The organism is Gimesia chilikensis (assembly GCF_008329715.1).
GTDB lineage: Bacteria > Planctomycetota > Planctomycetia > Planctomycetales > Planctomycetaceae > Gimesia > Gimesia chilikensis.
In genome coordinates this window covers 252,199-272,902 of sequence record NZ_VTSR01000022.1, presented here as the reverse complement: position 1 = coordinate 272,902, position 20,704 = coordinate 252,199, and the positions used below count along the sequence as shown (strand labels likewise).

The following is a 20,704-nucleotide window of genomic DNA, read 5'->3' as shown; positions in this document are numbered from 1 at the left end:
AGCATCGATATTATGGAGTCTGCATTTCTTCGTGAATGGAGCGAAGCCAAATATTCAAGAATTCCCGGGAATAGTCGCGTTTCAGGCGAGTAATTGCCCCGTTTGATTGATCTGTTATTTAATGTCACAATCTCCCAACCCATTATCCAGAGGGCCCCGCGTCCAGTCTTTCCAACCTCCCCAGGGCGACCTGACCATCATGGCCGGTTCCGGCAATCCACTGCTCGCAAAAGCAATCGCTGATGAGTTAGGCATTCGGCTGATCCCCTGTGAAGCGCACAAGTTCAGCGAGGGTAATATTTTTGTCCGGATTCTCGAGAACGTCCGGGGCCGCGATGTGTATATCATCCAGGGGGTCCACTCCCCGGTCAACGACAACTTCGTTGAACTTCTGTTCTGGATTGATGCTCTCAAACGGGCCAGTGCCCAGCAGATCACAGCCGTCATCCCTTTCTTCAGTTATGCCAAGGGAGATAAGAAAGACGAACCCCGCGTATCCATCCGGGCGCGTGTCTGTGCAGACGCCATCGAAGTGGCTGGTGCCGACCGCGTCCTGACCATGGATCTGCACAGCCCTCAGATTCAGGGATTCTTCAGTGTCCCCGTCGATCATCTGTACGGGCGACATGTCATCAGCGATCACATTCGCAAACTCAAAATTGAGGATCTGGTCGTCTGCAGTCCCGACGTTGGATTCGCGAAGGAAGCCTCCGATTTTGCAAAGCTGCTGGGGGCACCGGTAGTCATCGGTAATAAGATGCGTAAAGATCACTCCGAAACCGTCGAGATGCTGGAAGTCATTGGAGAGGTGGCAGGGAAAAACGTCATCCTGGTCGACGACTTCACGATCACCGGACGCACCCTGATCAGCATGGCTGAACTGCTGAAAAAGAAGGGTGCCAAAGACATCTACGCTGCGGTCACCCATGGGGTTTTATCCAGAGGAGCAGCCGAACGAATTGGCCAGAGTCCTTTGAAAAAGATGTTCATGACCAATACCATTGAGGCGCAGATCGATCCCCTGCCGGATAACATTGAAATCATCTCGGTTGCCCACTCCTTTGCTGCCGCGATCCGGTCCATTCATGACCGGACCAGTGTCAGCACCCTGTTTCCGGAAAAGCGGCCGAAGAAGTAATTCCGAATTGTAATAGCTCACTGTCAGAGAAAATCAGGACGCATGACAAAAACAGGCAAGAAGCTGACCCCGATGATGGAGCGGTATCTGGAAGTCAAACACCAGAATCCGGGAACACTGTTATTGTTTCGGATGGGTGACTTCTATGAGCTGTTTTACGAAGACGCGGAAATCGCAGCCCGCATTCTGGGTATCACGCTCACCAGTCGCGATAAAAATTCCAGCAACCCGATCCCCATGGCCGGGTTCCCGCATCACTCGCTGGACAGCTATCTCTATAAACTGATCCACGCCGGCTACCGGGCCGCCATCTGCGATCAGGTAGAAGACCCCAAAAAAGCGAAAGGGATGGTCAAGCGCGAAGTCACCCGCGTGATTACACCGGGAACCCTGACGGACGACGCCCTGCTCGACCCGCATGAAAACAACTTTCTGGCCAGTATCTATTTTGGCAAAAGTGATATCGGTCTGGCCTGGCTGGAACTTTCGACGGGGCGTTTCCTCACGTCCAATACGACGGCAGAACATCTGGTCGATGAACTGGCGCGGATCCATCCTGCTGAGTGCATCTTTGCTGAGGGGAACACAGCACTTCAGAACGCCATCGGTCACCTGGATACGATGCTGACAGAACGCCCTTCCTGGACGTTTGCAGAAGAGGAATGCGAAAAGCTCCTGCTCACACATTTCGGAACCAAAACCCTGGAAGGCTTCAACCTGGAACAGGGGACCCCCGCCATCACTGCTGCCGGTGCACTGCTGGAATACGTTCAGGAAACCCAGCGGAGTGCCATTCCGCATATCAACCAGATCGAACCGTACGAACGGGGCGATCGTCTGCTGATTGACGAAGCGACCCGCCGCAGTCTGGAACTGACCCGGACAATCCGCGAAGGAAAACGGGAAGGCAGTCTGATCTCAGTCCTGGACGAAACCGTGACCTCCATGGGGGCCCGCCTGCTCAACGACTGGATCGCCAACCCGCTTACCAGCCTGGATGAAATCCAGAAACGCCACGATTCTGTCGAAGAGATCTCACAAAACCCGGTGCTCTGTAACGACGTGCGGGAACAACTTTCAAAAACATACGATCTGCAGCGTCTGACGGCACGAATCGCTACGGGACGTGCCAGTGCCCGGGACCTCAGCTTCCTGGCACAGACTCTGGCATTGCTGCCAAAACTGAAAGCAAAACTATCGGGACGCAAAGCAGAATTACTGCAGTCCCTCGAAGCGGGAATCGATCTCTGTGCTGAAGTCCGCAATGAGATTGAAACCATGATCGTCGAAGACCCGCCTCTGACCCTCAACGAAGGGGGTGTCATCCGCTCAGGTTTCAGCGATGAGCTGGACGAGCTGCGTTCACTCTCTAAAGGTGGCAAGGAATGGATCGCCAGTTATCGGAATGAAGAATCGGAGCGGGTCGGCATTCCCCATCTCAAAGTCGGTTACAACAAAGTCTTCGGCTATTACCTGGAAGTCTCCGCTGCCCACGCGGACAAAGTCCCCGAACACTACATCCGCAAACAGACACTGAAAAATCAGGAACGCTACATCACTCCCGAACTCAAGGAGTACGAAGAAAAAGTACTCAAAGCGGAAGAACGGGCGATTGAACTCGAACAATCCATGTTCGACACGCTTAGGGAAAAGGTTGCGAAAGAAGCCACTCGCACCCAGCGGACTGCAGAAGTACTGGCCCAGATCGACGTCCTGTTCGGTCTCGCGCATCTGGCAACACACGCCGGTTACACGCGACCTGAAATGACCACCGATCCGGTACTCGACATCCGCGAGAGTCGGCACCCCGTGCTGGATCGCCTGCAGCCTTCGGGGGAATTTGTTCCTAACGACGTCCTGCTGGGCGAACCTTACGGCCGAGTCCAGATTATCACCGGACCGAACATGGCAGGTAAGAGTACTTACATCCGTCAGGCAGCCCTGTTGACACTCATGGCACAAATCGGCTCGTTCATTCCCGCCAGTGAAGCACGCATCGGAATTGCCGATCGCATTTTCGCTCGCGTCGGTGCCAGTGATGAACTGAGCAAGGGCCAGAGTACCTTCATGGTCGAAATGACGGAGGCAGCGCGCATCTTGAATTCCGCCTCGGATCGAAGCCTGGTCATCCTGGATGAGATCGGCCGGGGGACGAGTACCTACGACGGGATTTCTCTGGCCTGGTCCATGACCGAATTTCTGCACGACCAGATCAAAGCACGGACCCTGTTCGCCACCCACTATCACGAACTGACCGAGCTGACACAGACACTCAAGCAGGCCAGTAACTGGAATGTGGCCGTTCATGAACAGGATGGCGAAATCGTCTTCCTGCATAAAATTGTCGAAGGATCAGCCAACAAGAGTTACGGGATCCACGTCGCCCGACTGGCCGGAATCCCCGATCAGGTCATTCAAAGGGCCAACCAGATTCTGGCAACGCTGGAAAAAGACCACTTCGATGACAGTGGCCAGACTACAATTCCCCCCCGCAAACAGAAGAAATCGATGCATCAGCAGCTCTCTCTGTTTGGAAATGCCCCCCATCCGGTATTGGATGAAATCAGGGATCTGAATGTAGATGAAATGACCCCTCTGGCGGCTCTGGAAGAACTCTACCGCATCCGCGAGCAACTGAACTGATTATCAGTTTTTTTTGGATTATCTCGGTAATAACAGTTGAACACAAAAACCCACGTGTACACAATAATATACACGTGGCCCCCATGGGGGCGGATTACAATTTCCAGTTGTTTAACGAGGGGGAAGCCATGTTGAAACAGCATGCTTTAAAAATGATTGCCATTTTGTCCACAGTGATCGCATTCACCATCTGTACGGCCGACTCTATCCCGGCTCAGCAAAAAGAGGGCGAGACTGCTAAGCCCACCGCTAAAAAAACGGAAGGCACAAAGGCTCCTGCCAAACGGAAAGTCCGCTTACCCAATCACTATGGAAAGCTGAATCTCACGGACGACCAGCGCGAGAAGATTTATAAAATACAGAAGGACTATAAAGCCCAGATCGACAGTCTGAAGAAACAACTCGCTGAAATCGATGCGAAAAAAGACGCCGAGTGTGCGGAAGTACTCTCAGCCTCACAGAAATCGATTCTGGGAGAAATCCTGGCTCAGATCGAAAAAAAGAAAGCCGCTAAAAAGAAAAACTGAGATCTGTCTCTGTTCCCTGAAAAAGGCGTGGTCTACTCGGAGATCACGCCTTTCTTTTTTCCAATCGGCACAGCTATACTCTCTATTAAGGAATAGAAGTCTATGATTTTCCTTTGAACTCGCAGCAGGTTCCAATCCGCAGAAATCTATACGATTCATGAATTCGAAACAGCAACCTTCCTCCCGGCCCGTCTCGGGAGCGGAGACAATACCTACCTCCCCCTCCCGCTGGATCCCGCTGATCCATCTGTTGTTCCTGATCGGATTGCTCGCCTTACTGGCCCCCTATGAATGGAACCGGGTTGAATCCGAGAATCTGCAACTCCCCTGGCTGTCCCGCTTCTTTTTGTACGTGAATGTCGACACGACGCCGTATTTCATACTGTTAATGTTCAGCCCGCTCTGCTGGTGGCTGCCACTCCCCCTCCACTGGGGATTCTTCACTCGGTTCCTGCGTCCCCGGCTCTCCCAGACATGGGTCGAGAAAAAACGCAGTGACAAACATTGGGACTGGTTTGCCATTTCGATCAGCCTGCTCCTGGCGTTGACGTCACTTTTTATCAGCGGCTGGACTGCAGATCATATTGTGGATGCCGAACGAGAACTCGCTCTCGGCGACCTGCCCCCTGCCTATCACGATGAATACAGCTACCTGTTTCAGGCGGAAACTTTATTGGCTGGACGGACTTCATTTCCCAGTCATGCTGAGGCACCTGAACTCTTCGACCAGGTCCATGTCCTGAACGAAGGAAAGATGGCCAGCCGCTATTTTCCAGGCACAGGACTCTGGCTGGCCCCATTTCTCGCCTGGGGACATCCTTACTGGGGGTACTGGCTCGCGGGTGCGGTTACCACGTTCTTTTTCTTCTGGGCAGCACGAGAACTCGGAGGGAATGGCGTCGGCTTACTGGGCGGCCTGATCATCGCGTTCTCACCAGGTATGGCGATCTTCAGTAACCTGTTACTGGCCCATCATCCGACACTGGTCGGGCTGTCCCTCTTTCTCTGGGCCTACTTGCGCATGCAGCGAACCAGTTCGTTTGGGGACGCTTTACTGGCAGGGCTCGGACTCAGTTTCGCGATGCTGTGTCGCCCCATGACAGCCGCCGGCTTTGCCCTGCCGTTTGGAATCTGGCAGGCAGTTCAGCTGGTCCGCTGGTGTCTGCAAAAAATAAAGAAAACAGAAACCGAAAGCTCAGCCCGGCAAATCTGGTTGCCTGTGGCGGGACTTGCGCTGCCTCTGGCGTGCGGATTAATCTGCCTGTTTCTGTATAATCAGTCCATCACCGGTAGTGGCTGGAAGATGCCTTATCAGCTCTATACCGATATCTACACCCCTCGGCACGTGTATGGTTTTAATAATGTCATCCGGGGAGAACAAAAACTGGGGCCCAAGGTCCTGGATAATTACGACAAGTGGGCTGAAAACCTGACACCGTCTCTGGCTGTCCAGAATGTACAGAACCGATTCCTGGCCAGCCTGCAGTGGACACTGGGAATTATCCCCCTCGCCCTGGCTGCACTCGTCTTTTTACTGACCGAATGGAAACAGTGGTCCCGCTGGTGGCTGGTATTCGCTTCCATCTTATCACTGCACGTTGTCCACATCCCCTACTGGTATGACGGCATCATGCACTGGCATTACGTCTTCGAAACCGGTCCGCTCTGGGCGCTGATTTTTGCCCGCGTCACGCAGACGCTGTTTCGGATCTGGCAACAAATCGACCGCCCCCTGATGAGTGTACTCTGGCTGGCCATGATGCTGACTGCCTTCCTGACGAATCTGACAGTCCTGCCCCCACTATGGGGTGTCTCCAAGCTGGAAATCATCGTGAGTAATGTTGCCTTCTCACGTCTCAAACATTTTCAGTTTCAGCAAATGTTGAATCATCACCCGCAGATCAAACGTCCCGCGTTGATGCTCATCGCCCACGATCCGCACGATCGACACATCGACTACGTCATCAACTCGCCCTACCTGAAACAGCAGGAGATCCTGACCGGTCGTTACCTTCCCGATCAGTATCCCCCTGCCCGCGTGCAGCAAATCTTCCCGCAACGCACGCTCTATCTGTTCGATGCAAAACAGAATCGGCTCAGCAGATGGAATGGTACCTTCTGGGAGCCGATCTGATCTCGATTATTTATCGATGATTTGCAGTTTCATTTCGTCGGAATTGGCTTTGAGTTCGGGAGCATACATGCCCTCACCCGTAGTCGGTAAGCCACTGAACTTCCCGGGGATTTCGGCTCGTAACCGATAATTCAGACTATGTTTTCCGCGGGGCAGTTGCCGGATGTAAAAGACCACACGGTCATCCCGAAATTCCTGATAGTTCCTCAGTCCGTTGTAGGAGTATCCGCTGCGGAGTTCGACCGGTTCCAGACCAGCGGCGCGGAAATCTTCGAATACCAGATATTCATAGTCATTTTTGCTGTCGAAGATCAATTCCACTTCCACCAGGTCGCCACTCTTGAGTGCCGTCTCACGTGTGATTTCCTGACGCTGGTATTTCTCCACGCGCTGATCGACGACCTGACCTTCCGAGCCGGACGTTTTAATGTCTGCGTCTTCGGGAATCAGCTGGTAATACTTCCGCTCCACTTTGACTTCCAGACCTGTGGCTGTGATGAAATCTTCCTTGGTGAAGTACGTCACATAAGCATTATAGTAAACCGGCCCACGCCCCTGCTTCCGAATCTCCAGACGATGAGCCCCCGCAGTCAATGCATCCCCTTCCAGGACAAACTTGTTGTCATAGGTAAACAGATCGGCGGTAGTAATTTTCACCTCTTTCTGTTTCTCACCGTCCAGGTAGACTTCGAGAGTCAGATCGGGTTGATCTTCTCCACTGGCAGTCCAGTATTCGGCTAGTGCTTCGACTGCGATCGCAGTGTCCGACACAGAACTCCAGTAGGTGGCGTGCTTGCGGTTGTTAAGCAGATACTTGACCAGCTGTGCCGCTTTGGGGTTCTGCGGGTCCACTTTCGACAACAGCTTCAGGTAGTAGGCATTCGCTTCCACTTCATTACCGTACCAGTGCCACCACCAGTTGTTTTCTGGCAGATTAAGATAAGCGGTCTGATTTTCAGGATCCTGTACCAGGTACTGGTCCATGTTATCCATCAGCATCGTCAGACGATCCTGACGTTCCAGCTTATGAGACGCCAGTCCCAGCATCCCCAAGGCATAGACCGATAATTTAGTCCGATCCCGATACAGGAAATCATACATCTGCTCATTGGTGACGCCCTGATTGACCAGAACCAGGAACACATAGGCATCCAGGTTGGACGCATATTCTTTGTAGGGTTTCGTTTTAGCTGGTGCATTCAGAAGCTTCCGAACTTCCTGTTGCTGGTAGTTCTTCAACCACTCGACGCCGCGTTCCAAAGTGCCAGGCACCAGCGCAACATCGCTCTGCTGCGCCAGGGCCAGCCCCTGTACAACCCGGGCAGTGAAGAAGGGAGAAGACCGTTCCTGCCAGCCAGAGAACCAGCCCCAGCCACCATCAGACAGCTGCATACTGGTCAAATCTGCGACTCCCTGCTTCACAATCAGATCCAACTCAGCCTGATTGAAGATCGGATTCTGACCATAGCGTTTCCACTGTTCAGCCCGTTTCTGATCATCGCCAATTTCCTGGGCATTCAGATTGGTCCGTTTCCGCTCAATCTCCTTAAGATCCAGCCCCATTCGTTTCAGAATGTTCTGGGTCATCACGGTTGGGAGAAAACGATACAGGGTGCAGTCTGTAGTTTTATGGGGGTTGTAAATCAGATAAGGCAGTGCATCGACCATCGCTCCTGCCAGTGAGGGGGAATAACGCAGTTCCAGGCGACTGAGTTCCGTCGTCCGCTGACCGGGAATCTGAAAACTGATCTGGGCCGAAGTATCAGCGGGACGAATACTGCCGGTAAAGGATTCTGTCTTTAAAATTCCGTGTACTTTGACCGGGAAGGTCATCTGCATCGCATCGGATTCCTCATCGGTCAATGCTTTCATGCGAATCACGGCAAAACCGGCCCGTGAGGCTTTGACCCGCCAGTCAATCCGTTTCTCGCCATTGGCGTCAATCGTCACCATCTGAGTCAGTTCATCCAGCGGTTCCAGCGCATCGCCGTCCAGTTCGAGCACTACCTTCACATCCTTGGATGTCTTCAGGTAGTTATGCACGTTCGCACTCAGCACGACTTCATCAGTCTCTGTAAAGAACCGGGGAGCCTGGAGCCGAATAATCAGATTTTTACGAGTGACGACTTCACGCTGACCTTCACCGACCATGGTCCCTGTGCCCATTGACCAGCTCCGAATCCTCCAGCTGGTCAGATTCTCGGGCATCTTAAAGGAGACCTCAGCTAACCCATCCCGGTCCGGATTGATCGCGCCATTCCAAAAGGCGGTATCTGCAAAATTCTGACGAACGGCTGGTTCGACTACAGCTGAAGATCCTGCCGAAGACACAGCAGCATCTGCCTGTAACTCACTTGCCTTTTCTTCGGCAGGGGCCATGCTGAGGGGGACTCCCGCCATGGGGGTTGCTCTGCCAGACTTCATAGCTGGTAAGACACCCGGCCCCGGGCCTTCCATGACTCCGAATTGATCTGACTTATCAGCGTTGGCAGGTATGAGATTGCCAAAGGCCCCCAGCACCTGCATGCCGACTTCACCTTGCTTGAGCAGGTTATGAAAACTCCGACTGAGGCTACTGTAGGTCAAAGGGTGATGTGAACGTTTCCATTTCCAGAAGAATGATTTGATATCACTCACATTCGAACCGCCGCTGATGTACTCCACACTCTTGTCATAGACGCTTACCACCAGGGAACCCTCAACCGGATTTCCTTCCGCATCGGTCACCTTCAACTTTACGGTCGCGTTCTGACCGGGCTTATATTCGGTTTCAGAAGATTCGACTTCCAGATTGACCACCTGTTTTTCTGGTGGAACGGCAATTTCACGTGCTTCGGTAAATACCTGCCCCTGGTGAATTGTCACAGCTTCCACAAACAGGTTTGGCAGATCCTTGCGCGTCAGGTCCAGCTCATAAGTGGTGCTTTTTCCAGCCAGCTTGAGCACCTGTGGTTTCTGGTAGATTCCATTCACGGGACGCAAAAACAACAAAATGGTGCTGCCCGGCTGATTCGTATTGATCAACAAACGGACTTTTTCCCCCGGCTGGTAATTTTTCTTTTCGACAATGATTTCCAGGTCATTGAATCGATACTCCTTGCCGTCAAAACCTTCACCTCGGATCGTGAACAGTGAGCCTCCTTCAATCTGTTTTCCCTGCTTGTCAGTCACAACACAGGCAACTCGATATTGTCCGGCCTGAGTCGCGGACATCTTTTGATTGATTGTACCGTCCTCTTGAGGATTGACGTCCCATTCCTGGACCGCCGTTTCCTGTGGTTCCCCCTGTTGATTGTAGGTAATGCGGTATAGCACGATCTTCCCGGTTCCCTGGACCGGTTTCTGATCGAGTGTCTGTGCCTTGAAGCTGGCCGTCATCGAATCACCAACCCGATAATAACCCCGATTCATCCAGGCAAATACTTTGAAAGGTTCACGGGCTACCAGTACCGATCCTTTTCCCACGATCGTACGCCGAGACTCGTCAACGACTTCCGCTGTAATCTCATATCGATGATCTTCATCGCCGTGAATCGCTTTCGCCAGTGCTGTGTCGATCTCGATTTCAACCTCACCATTGCTGCCAATCGGAACCGTATTCGACATCACAACTTCTGGTGGTGCAGAGCGACGATGGATCCACCACGGACCGGGGGCAATACATCCCCAGCGGCCCCAACCGGGATACCAGGGATGATCACTGGTAAACCACCAGTAACCGGATCCGTACAACCAGTCCCATGGATCATAGGGATACCAGTGCTGTTCGTAAGAGGTTCGCGTTACTTTGTATTTGACTTCCGCGTTGATCACCGGACTGCCAAAATAGTACTTTGCCTTAATTTTGGCTTTAATAGTATCTCCCAGCGCCACGGGTTCATCAGGTGCCTCGACTGAGACTTCGTATTCCGGCTTCTTATACTCCTCGACGCGGAACGAGAACGACGAAGCAAATTTGCGATTTCGTTTATTCCCCGGTGGAAAATCATATTTGACTTCGACCACAAAACTGTAAGAGCCCAGAGCGGCATCTTGGGGAATCTCCCACTCCCCGTTTGCACCGCCATACTCGTCGGTCGTCAGCGTTTTTTCAAAGATCTGTTTCTGATCTCGCCCGATCAGCTTTAAAGTAACCTCACGTTGATCAAACAGGGCTTCCTCAGATTTCGAAAGATCATAGCCCACGTTCCGCACCCAGAACTTATAATCGACCTTCTGTCCGGGACGGTAGACGGGACGATCAGTGATCCCATAAATCTTGTTGACTTGATACTCTTCCTGGGGGGACGGCTGGTACCAGAATCGATCGAACCCCTGGTAAGCAAATCGACCTGACTTCGTACGGGCGATGGCAATCCATTGAAACTCGCGTTTCAGCAGATTCTTTTCAGGAAATGCCTGACCGTTCTCATCGGTCTGCTCTGCAAAACTGGCGGTCAGAGTCTGTCGCTGATTACGGGCGACGTATTTGTTCTGATATCCAAAAAACTCCAGATTCGCATTGGGCACCGGCTGTCCGCTGCGGGCATCAGCCACATAGTAGAAGGTCCGGTCTGCCATCCGCTTATGCACGATGACGGTATCATCCAGCCAGACGACAATCCGACTGGTATTCCCGTCTTCCATTTTCGCGATCAGCAGATATGCTCCTGCATTCTGCAGCGGGGTGGCGACAGTCACACGACGGTCCCGGTGTCCTTCCAGAGGTTCCAGTTTCATATCCCAGCGAGAAACCAGTGCTCCCTGATATTTTTTCTGCTGTTCCTGAACCAGACGATATCCCAGGTTCGAAATATTGATTTTATTCCAGTCCAGGCGGTCCGGATGTGACTTGAGATAGTCTTTGACATCTTTCAACAATTCAGCAACGTTGATCTCATACGCTTCAAAATGGACCTGCTTACCGTTCCGGAAACGATAATCGACCTTAGCCCCCTGACCTGCCGCCTGTGTTTGAGTGGGTGCGAATTCTCCCCAATTGCCAACAATCTGCTTCAGATGCTTCTGTTTATTTTGCCCGGGATCACCATACTCTTGAATGTTCTGCTGCAGGTATTTAGCAGCTTCTGGATACTGTCTCCGGTTCTCGAAGACACTCGTCAATTGAGCCAGTGCGTTTTCCGCCTGGTTGCTTTTACCCAGTGAGATCACCTTCTGATACAGCAGAATATAATTCTGATCGGCGGGCAATTCGAAGCGTTGAATGCCCGTTGCCAGACGTGCGAGGGTTTCGGATTCTTTCAGACTCTCCAGAGAATAGGGATTAACCTGCTCTTCCTCCTTGGCATCGTCCATCGCGCGAGACCGGTACAGCAGGGGAAAGTATTGCTGCAGGGTCTGTACGCCAAACTGACTGCGGGTAAAATTCGCGACTTCCAGAAGCGCACGCCCTTCCCGCCCGGGCTCCTGTTTGACTGATTCTGCCAGCATCCAGCGCCAGCGTTCTCCATCATTAGCCGCTTCCTCCCAGGACTCGGGCACTCGATAGTAAACGGGCTTGCCATTCGCATCCACGGGCGCCCCTTCCGGCCCTCCGCTGGGTTCACCACGAAACCAGTTGCCAGGTTCTGCCCCGACGCTCTGGTAGTCGGGGGTTGCCTCTAGATCAGTCAAAATCTGAAGCTTCCAGGCATCGCGTCCCTGACGGCCTGACATCAGGTATCTGGCATAGTCAGCATAAATCTGGGCTGCGAGCGTTGGATCATTGGATGACTTCAATTCCTCAACCGCCTGACTCATCAACTGTAATGCCCGGAGACGGTCCTGTTCCCGTGTATTCACATATCGACTGCCACCCCGCTGGTGACCGCGGATGAACTTACCATCGATGATATATCCGAAATAAGGTCCCTGAATCAGTGTTTCTGCAAGACTGGAGAGAACCAGCGGTTCGTCGCTGTGTACTTTGAGAATCGCTTCTCGAAATGCGTCGATTTCACTGACACGATTCAAACGCTGCAGACACTGGATGCCTGCCTGCAGATCATGCACCACCTCTGTTGCTGAACTGTCCTGTCGGGTTGCCAGCTTCTGATACAGCTCCCAGGCATCCCCGTAGTTTCCCTGTTTCTGATAGGAATCTGCCAGCGAACGGGCTTTGGGCGGACTTTTTTCTGCCGCAAAGAGATAAACTCCCAGCGAGGTCAGGCTAACCAGCATGCATGACCAGAGAAGGTGTTTTTTTATGGATAACTTTAACATTGCAGGACCTGTATCAAGATGTGTTTATTATTGAAGTGCTTCAGACGGGAATCATAATATTTCGCGTTGGTTTGACGAACGGAATTCCCGCCGAGTTCCCGAAATTCTCATAATTTTCAAGCCATACAGAAAAACAAGGTAGGAGAAACCAGTGGATTACTGCATAATCCTGAATCAAATTGATCTTCCTGCATGTATTATGCTTCCTGGCGCTCGAGAGACTCTTCGATGGACTGGATTACAGCCACAATCTCACTTACCGGTTACCTGATTACTCTGGCGCTGATTCCCCACATCCTGCTACAGAAGAAACGACACCCCGTTTCCACCGTTTCCTGGATTCTAAGTATTCTGCTGCTCCCCGGTCTGGGTGGTATCATTTATCTCTTCTTTGGAATCAACCGCGTTCAACGGCGTTCCAGATCGAAAGAGCGGGCCAATCAGTCGCTGGCTCCCAAACTCCCCCAGATCATTCAAAACCAGCTGCTCTCCAACGATGAGTACCTGGTCTTGAATCAGAATCTGATGCGGCTTGCACAAAACATCGCCCATACCGTGCCTACCTATGGCAACAGTATCGAACTGTTGACAGATACCAACCGCACACTGGGCCTGATTAAACAGGCGATTCTGAACGCCCAACATTCCCTGCACCTGGAATACTATATCTGGCAACCCGATCAATCAGGAACAATGCTACGCGACCTGCTGATCGAAAAAGCAAAAGCCGGCGTTGAAGTTCGCTTTCTCTACGACGGTTTCGGGTCAATGAATCTCAGGAACCACTTTTTCAAGCCGATGATTGCCGCAGGAATACAGGTCGCCCCCTTCCTGCCAGGTGCTTCTTTTCGCGAACGCTGGTCAATCAATCTACGCAACCATCGTAAAATTGTGATTGTCGACGGTAACGTGGCATTCACCGGTGGTATGAACATCGGAGATGAATATCTGGGGCTGCATCAGAATCTTGGCTTCTGGCGCGATACCCATCTCAAAATCGAAGGTCCCGAAACACTGCAGCTGCAACAGGTGTTTGCAGAAGACTGGTTCTTCGCCACTGGGGAAGCCCTGACGCATTCGCAGTATTATCCCCATCCGGAAACCGATGGGAACGTCACAGCACAGACACTCTGTTCTGGGCCGGAAAAAAATGCGGATGTTTTCCTGACCCTGATGTTTGCCGCCATCAACGAAGCCCGCGAGAGTCTGTTACTGACAACCTCTTATTTCGTCCCGCCGGAATCTTTAACAACCGCGCTGGAATCAGCAGCGCGGCGGGGAGTTCATGTCAGGTTACTGGTTTCCGGCAAGTCAGCAAATCCCTCGACCGTACATGCCGGCCGCTCTTATTACGACTCCCTGCTCGATGCCGGCGTGGAAATCTATGAGTACAACAAAGGAATCCTGCATTCGAAAACGCTCACGATCGATGGATGCTGGTCCCTCGTGGGGACCGCCAACTTTGATTCCCGCAGCCTGATTCTCAATTTCGAGGTCGGACTGGCAATCTATGACCGCAAGTTTGCCCAGCGGCTGAGAGAAACCTGTGAGCAGGACCTGCTGGATGCCACCAGAATCACTGAGGCTGAGTGGGACCAACGCAGCAGACTGGTGATATTAAAACAGAATATTTATCGCCTGTTTGCGCCAGTCATGTAACGGCACGCCTATCGCGTTGTATGCCGATATGCTTCTGACGCACCTTCAGGCAGTCGGGACAGATAGCGAATCAGCTGGACGGCCTCAGCTTTCGACAGTAGATTCAGCAGTCCATCAGGCATTGACGATTTCTTGACGGGGATGATCTCATCTACATCCTTCTTTTTAATGAGCTGTCGTTTGCCTTCACTGGTCAACAACATGATCTCATCGGGTCCCGCTGCGCCCATCATGCCGGTATAAGACTTACCGGCACTGGTAATAATGGTAAACGTGGGATATTCTTCCGAAACGAAATGAGAAGGAAAGATGGTCGCCTGCAGGATTTCCTTCTGCTGGAAACGCCTGCTGACATGAGTCAGATCAGGTCCGATCTTCTCACCTGTTTTTCCAAAGAGATGACATTTGACACAGGTCGCCTTAACAAATGCTTCAGCTCCCAGCTTCAGATTAGCCGGTTTTGTCGACTCGTTCTTCAATTCTTTTAACAGGCCGGCATATTTCCAGCGGCTGTCCTCTGGTTCCACCGGAAGTTCCGCGGGAAGTTCGTCCGGATATTTTTGAGCAAACCATTTCTGCCAGGCCACGAGCGGAGAAGAAGCAGCTTCTCCCGACTGTTCGGGATGTTGTCCAGTCCAGTGCTCCAGCAGTTTCACTGCAATTGCCTGCCCCTCAGGATTCTGCTGCAGCCCGACCAGAATCACCTGCCGAATCCATTGTGCTTTGTTGGATCGCCTGTGAAAGCGGGTCAATGCCTGCATCACAGCCCGGGCCTGTTTTCCTTCGACGATATTTAACGACCGTACCAGAATCCGCCAGTCGGCGTCCCGGCGCTGATTCTCTTGTGAATACCAGCTGATAGCCTCAGCCACATCATTTCTTCGCTCGGGATAAGATTCGAAAAGTTCATGCAGATAGATCAAAGTCGGTTCGTCCGCAATGCGTCCCATGGCAATCAACAGTGCATTCAGCTGTTGCGCTGCCCGAGGATCATTCTGCTTCTGTTTCTGTAACTTGATCTCCAGATCGCGTAAAGCAGGCAACTCTGCCCCGGTAATGCGTTTCAGAGGTTCTCCTTCCACCAGAATCTGATAGTCACCATCCGCGACTTCATACAACCAGGTGTTTTCCAATCGCTCAATTTGTACGGAGATCTCTGGTGAACCGGCTTGGAGAGGTGTGTGAAGATCCGCTAACAGAGAGAGACTCAGTACTGTGCAGATCAGAAACGTTTTGCCAGGGAAATTCATAAAGGGTCCCGGATTAAAAAGACATTTCAATAATTATTGGACTCTTTAATCTTACTGAAGGAAACCCGCTTCACACTATGCTCCTTTTCCGTTTTTGTTTAAAATTCGAACAGGTATATCCGATTAATTACACTTTTCAGGGACGAACCATGATCCTTACAAAACTGATACACAACCTTCGTCAGCAAAGTCTGTTTCGCACCGCTCTCGTTTGCAGCCTGCTGCTACTCACATTCAGCTGCTCGTCACAGGAAAGCCAGGAAACAACAAAAACTGAGCCGCAGCCCGAAGCTGTTCCCTCTGAGACAGCAACTCCCGAAACCAAACCCGCTAAGGCAGAAGAAATCAAACTGACCTTAAGCGATGCCGCCGGTTTTGAAGAGATCCTCAAGCAACAGCAGGGTAAAGTCGTTCTGGTTGATTTCTGGGCGACCTGGTGTATTCCCTGCGTCAAGAATTTCCACCATACAGTGGAATGGAATCAGAAACTCGCCGATCAGGGGTTGAGTGTGATCTCGGTCAGCATGGATGAATCAGACGAGGCAACTCAGAAAGCCGTTCGCGAATTTCTCGAAAAGCAGAATGCGCAATTCACTAACGTCCTGGCGACCGCAGCCGATGACAAGGATCCGATGGAGACCTTTGGAATCGACGACGGCGCGCTCCCGCATTACCGTATCTACGACCGCAGTGGGAAACTAGTTAAGAAATTCTCTTTTGCAGACCCCAGCCAGGAAATCACGCAGGCAGATATTGAAGCAGCAATCGAATCAGCCCTGAAACAGAAACCGGAATAAGACATTCCCCAGTCCGAGTTTATTGTATGTTTCAAAAGCTCTGGTCGACTTGCCTGGATGAGGTTGTTGGTTTCTATCTCCTGCATCGGTTCTTCTACTACCAAAAGCAACCGCTGGTGATCTCGAGTGCGCGTGAAACCACGCCGGAACTCCAGAGTGGCGAGTTAGACCAGTTTTTTTCTCCGAAACCAGATCCAGCCCAGCTGGAGTATCAGTCCGAGTTACGTCCGGCCTCCAAGACTACATTCCCCTCTGCGGAAGTAAATGACTTCAGGTTCCAGTCCAGCGTCGCCAGCGGTTTTCCTGAAAATGACCGCGTCAAAGGTCGCCACTGGAAATCGACCGTTCAATCCACGCAGAGCAACAACCCGGAACGTCTGACCGTTGTCGCCGTTGATGGAATTGTGCAGTTGGGTGTCCGCAGCTTTAACAGGCTGGCGGAACGATTAACGCCACACGGCATCGATGTGGTCATGCTGGACAGCCCTTTCAATTTCCGTCGCACTCCCCCGGGATACCGACCTGGCCAGTTAATCGCAGGGGGAAATATCGACCACCAGTTGATGGTCGCCCGGCAGGGAGTTCTCGATCTCTGGAGTCTGATTCTGACACTCCAGTCTCAGGGACATCGTATCGGTCTGATGGGCATCAGTCACGGGGCCTGGTTAACGCTGATAGCGACTCTGCTGGTGGAAAACCTCGAATTCGCGCATGCAATTACGCCTCCTGTCGATCTCTTGCGAATTCTTGATGAAGGGGGCACTGTAGTAAATGCAATCCGCCGCGGCGCCAGTCACGATCCGCCCGAGGAAGCTCAACTGGAAACGCTTTGTAAACCACTGCGATTGAATCAGTGGGAACCGTTATTATCTCCCGATCAGATTCATCTGCATATCGCCGACTTTGATCGCTTTGTCCCCTCACTGCGGATCGCAGAGCTGGCAGAACAATGGGGCACCAGGGTCTCGCATCACAAACTCGGGCACATTGAGGCGACCACGGGGCCGAAAGTCGTCTATCAGGTCGCAGAAGAGATTCTGCAGGGCCATCAGTAAATAAAGTGACGCTGTCAGTAATCTGCTCTCTTGCTGACCGCTGCCTGGGTTCAAAGTTCTTCTCGATACAACCTGCACAACCCGCATGGTTTTCGCACAGCCCCCCGCTTTTCGAGAGAATGTGTTGAGAAAATGCATCATGTTGTTTCCTGGCAACCTATCTTTGATTGAAAGGCTGGTTGAAGACTGTTGCTGCTTTCAGCAGTGGACTTGAACTACTTTTCAGTGGGCCTGTAATTTTCAATCTCCCCTGTGAGATAAACCGATTTCATCCGTCCCTATTGTAGAAACCGTTTTGAAACCATTCAAAACAGGTCATTGCCAAGGAAGAAACAATGCAGGTACGAGTTCGTGATCTGATGACCCAGAGTCCTGTCAGTGTGCCACTGGGAACAACTCTTCAGCAAGCCGCCCGGCGCATGATCGAAGCAGAATCGCCTGAAGTTTATGTGACAGACCATCAAATGCGACTGGTCGGCGTTGTTCCCGAGTACAATTTTCTGAAACAGAAATTGCAGCTCGCTGACATGAATGCCCCCGTTGAATCAATCATGCATGTTCAGCTGGAAACCCTCTCACCGGATGACGATGCCCTGCTGCAGGCTCCCCTGTTCCGAGATCGTCGCAACAGCTGTATGCCTGTAACAGATGAGGGACTGCTGATCGGAAAACTGACCTGCCGCGACCTGTTCCGCCTGATGCTGACATTAGATGAAGTCGACTGCGAGACAGAGCAGGAAGTGAAAGTGTCTTCCACGACAGAATTTCACTCATCAACGCAGGACATCAATCCGCCACACCTGAATCGAGTCAATTCTCATCGCCAGCTGCTGCAGCTGCATGGTCTGATTGACGACTAGCCAAAAAGACCTTACGGTTCCTAATTTTGAGTTGCCTTGAGGTCGATGCCCATGTCTTTGAACAGTAAGATCATGTCTTCCCAGACGTTCTTCTTGGCGGATGGGTTTCTCAACAGGTAGGACGGATGGTAGGTACACACGACTCTGGCCCGACCATATTCGTAAAACTGCCCGCGCATCTTGCCAATCGGAAGCTCTGAGTGCAGCAGATTTTTAGCAGCCACAGAGCCCCAACAGACGATGTAATCCGGATCGACAATCTCAATCTGAGCATCGAGAAAGCCTCGACAGTTTGCCGCTTCCTGATCGGACGGATTTCGGTTCCCAGGAGGCCGACACCTGAGAATATTCGCGATATAGATCTCGCTGCGTTTCATCTGGCAGGCTTCGATAATTTTATCCAGCAGCTTCCCTGCCCGCCCCACGAAGGGTTCTCCCTGCTTATCTTCATCCGCCCCGGGTGCCTCACCGATAAACATGATTTTTGCACTCGGATTCCCGACTCCAAATACGGTCTGAGTGCGTGTCTCAGCCAGTTCCGGGCACTGACGACATTGAGAAACTTCCCCAGCCACAATATCCAGTTGAGACTGGCGATCTGCCTTGGAAAGTCTCGATTTCGTTGTTCGGGGCACGCTCATTTCCTTTCGCGGGTCTGCGGTCTCTACAACCGGTTCAACAACATGTTCAACTGCTGGCTCTGGCGGGGAGACCGGTGTGCGTTCGGGTGGAGTCTCAGGCTCAGCGGGACGTATTCGCAGCGGCGTTTTCGATTCAGGGGCAGCAGGTGGAACAACTTCTGCAGGCGCAGCAACCACGGGCGCCGGCTCGACGTGTTTGATATGCGTCAGCCCGGAACGCTGCCAGCTTTGCATAAACTGACGTACGGCCCGTTGTGCCCGCTGTTGTTCCTGATCAGACATCTGCGCTCGACCAATCCTTTAATGCTTGACCTTGCAACCGGGAACCGCTTCCTTGAACTTCTTGATCCCGTCCTCTGTCACCTGGGTGAAGCTGACCTGCACTTCCTTGAGATTCTTCAAGGCTGTGAGTTTCTGTAATCCTTCATCACCGATTTCCGTTTTGCTCAGATTCAGATATTCGAGTTTTTTCAGGGGCAGGAGATGCTCCAGGCCAGCATTGGTAATCTGAGTACCTTCCAGATTCAGCCGATTCAGATCGGTAAATCCGGAGACCACCTTCAAACCTTCATCAGTCGTTTCGGTTCCCCAGAGGCCGAGACGGGTCAGTTTTTTCAGATCTTTGAGCTGCTCCAGCCCTTCGTCCCCGATCATCGATTCATCCAGATCGAGATAGGTCAGCTCCGTCAGTCCCGACAGATTCTTCATCCCTTCATTGGTAACCACAGTATCACGCAGATGCAGTGTCTGCAGTTTCTTCATATCTTTGATATTTTCGATGCCCGCGTCCGTCACAAAGTCACGACGGAGATGCAGGGCTTCCATATTGGTCATCCCCTTGAGGTGCTGCAGTCCTTCATCAGAAATTTCCGTATCATCCAGTTCCAGTGATACCAAGTTCTTATCCTTGAGCAGCGCCAGAGTCTTATCTGAGATGTTGCGTCCCCAGGTATTCAGTCGCTGCAGATTCGGTAGTTGGGCCACATCTTTCATGCCGTCATCGGTCACCTGAGTTGCCTGGACCTTCAACACTCTCAGGTTTTTCATATCTTTGATCAGCGGCATTCCTTCGTCGTTGATTTCCTTATTGAAACGCAGATCGAGGTCTTTCAACTTCGGAAACTGTGCGACTGTCTTCAGTGCATCATTGGTAATATTGGTCGCCCGCAATGAGAGTACCTGCAGATCCTTCAGATCGGCAAGATTTTTGACCCCTGCATCGCCAATGGCCGTGCTTTCCAGACTGACAAACCAGAGCCCCTTCTTTTTACCGATCTCTTCGGTCGCTGCATCGGTAAAATTTGGCCCCCAGATAATCAGCCGTTCCAGGGAAGGCAAACCAGCCAGATGCTTCAGGTCTTCGTCCTTGGCGTTTGTCCCTTTCAAATCGAGAATGAGCACCCGTCCATCATCGGAGGTTACCATTTTCGCGTCCAGAGCTTTGAAGGCTTTGACCGCTTCGGGATCATCGGGTTTTACCGTCACTTCTTTTTCTGGTGCGGTTTTGTGTTCTTTACCTTCTGTCGGCTGTTCCTGTTTCTGCTGTCCCTGATCAGACGGAGGATTGTGAGCGGGGCAGCCGCTAAACAGACACAAACCTGCCAGAGATAGTAATATCTTATTCTTCATCCTGAGATCCCTCATAGATTTCAATTGGACACGCACTTCAGGTACCGATTTTTTGATAAATCGTGAGCTGATTGCGAGCGTCAGGCCAGCGTTCCCTGACTCAAAATCAAAGATTCACCAAACGCACTCACAAAACTAACAATGATCCCCAAAATAGAGCCCTGCCAGAA

General features: G+C 51.9%; 12 protein-coding genes. 8 read left to right on the top strand and 4 right to left on the bottom strand.

Annotated features, from left to right (window positions below; all coding sequences use genetic code 11):
• The first annotated feature begins 121 nt into the window (after positions 1–121).
• The 4 genes from FYZ48_RS24855 (at position 122) to FYZ48_RS24840 (ending at position 6,442) form a co-directional block, all read left to right on the top strand.
• On the top strand, positions 122–1,138 hold the full coding sequence (locus FYZ48_RS24855; RefSeq protein WP_187782203.1) for a ribose-phosphate diphosphokinase: 1,017 nt from the start codon (positions 122–124) through the stop codon (positions 1,136–1,138).
• Positions 1,139–1,180: 42 nt separating this feature from the next.
• Positions 1,181–3,781, top strand: coding sequence for a DNA mismatch repair protein MutS (gene mutS, locus FYZ48_RS24850; protein ID WP_149345234.1), 2,601 nt, complete (start codon positions 1,181–1,183; stop codon positions 3,779–3,781).
• Positions 3,782–3,909: 128 nt separating this feature from the next.
• Complete coding sequence (locus FYZ48_RS24845; protein WP_149345233.1) at positions 3,910–4,308, top strand: hypothetical protein; 399 nt, start codon at positions 3,910–3,912, stop codon at positions 4,306–4,308.
• 157 nt (positions 4,309–4,465) lie between these two features.
• The gene (locus FYZ48_RS24840) at positions 4,466–6,442 is read left to right on the top strand and encodes a glycosyltransferase family 39 protein (RefSeq protein WP_149345232.1); all 1,977 of its coding nucleotides are present in this window, start codon (positions 4,466–4,468) and stop codon (positions 6,440–6,442) included.
• 6 nt (positions 6,443–6,448) lie between these two features.
• On the opposite strand, the gene FYZ48_RS24835 is transcribed toward FYZ48_RS24840, so the two are convergent.
• A complete protein-coding gene (locus FYZ48_RS24835) occupies positions 6,449–12,601 on the bottom strand; it encodes an alpha-2-macroglobulin family protein (protein ID WP_242022764.1) in 6,153 nt (2,050 codons plus the stop codon).
• Positions 12,602–12,871: 270 nt separating this feature from the next.
• On the opposite strand from FYZ48_RS24835, the gene cls reads away from it, so the two are divergent.
• Positions 12,872–14,302, top strand: coding sequence for a cardiolipin synthase (gene cls, locus FYZ48_RS24830; protein WP_149345230.1), 1,431 nt, complete (start codon positions 12,872–12,874; stop codon positions 14,300–14,302).
• An 8-nt stretch (positions 14,303–14,310) separates the two neighbouring features.
• On the opposite strand, the gene FYZ48_RS24825 is transcribed toward cls, so the two are convergent.
• On the bottom strand, positions 14,311–15,552 hold the full coding sequence (locus FYZ48_RS24825) for a c-type cytochrome (protein WP_149345229.1): 1,242 nt from the start codon (positions 15,550–15,552) through the stop codon (positions 14,311–14,313).
• A 149-nt stretch (positions 15,553–15,701) separates the two neighbouring features.
• Here FYZ48_RS24825 and FYZ48_RS24820 point away from each other — a divergent pair, with 149 nt between their 5' ends.
• From FYZ48_RS24820 to FYZ48_RS24810, 3 genes are all read left to right on the top strand, one after another.
• Positions 15,702–16,349 (top strand): TlpA family protein disulfide reductase, encoded by a 648-nt coding sequence (locus FYZ48_RS24820; protein ID WP_187782202.1) that lies wholly within the window; start codon positions 15,702–15,704, stop codon positions 16,347–16,349.
• Positions 16,350–16,375: 26 nt separating this feature from the next.
• Positions 16,376–17,404, top strand: coding sequence for an alpha/beta hydrolase family protein (locus FYZ48_RS24815; RefSeq protein WP_149345227.1), 1,029 nt, complete (start codon positions 16,376–16,378; stop codon positions 17,402–17,404).
• Between the two features lie 335 nt (positions 17,405–17,739).
• Positions 17,740–18,264, top strand: coding sequence for a CBS domain-containing protein (locus FYZ48_RS24810; protein ID WP_149345226.1), 525 nt, complete (start codon positions 17,740–17,742; stop codon positions 18,262–18,264).
• Positions 18,265–18,284: 20 nt separating this feature from the next.
• Here the strand turns inward: FYZ48_RS24810 and FYZ48_RS24805 are convergent, their stop codons facing one another.
• Both FYZ48_RS24805 and FYZ48_RS24800 read right to left on the bottom strand, forming a co-directional pair.
• Positions 18,285–19,187: a uracil-DNA glycosylase gene (locus FYZ48_RS24805; RefSeq protein ID WP_149345225.1), complete on the bottom strand. Its 903-nt coding sequence runs from the start codon at positions 19,185–19,187 to the stop codon at positions 18,285–18,287.
• Positions 19,188–19,205: 18 nt separating this feature from the next.
• Positions 19,206–20,534 (bottom strand): leucine-rich repeat domain-containing protein, encoded by a 1,329-nt coding sequence (locus FYZ48_RS24800; RefSeq protein ID WP_187782201.1) that lies wholly within the window; start codon positions 20,532–20,534, stop codon positions 19,206–19,208.
• Positions 20,535–20,704: the final 170 nt, after the last annotated feature.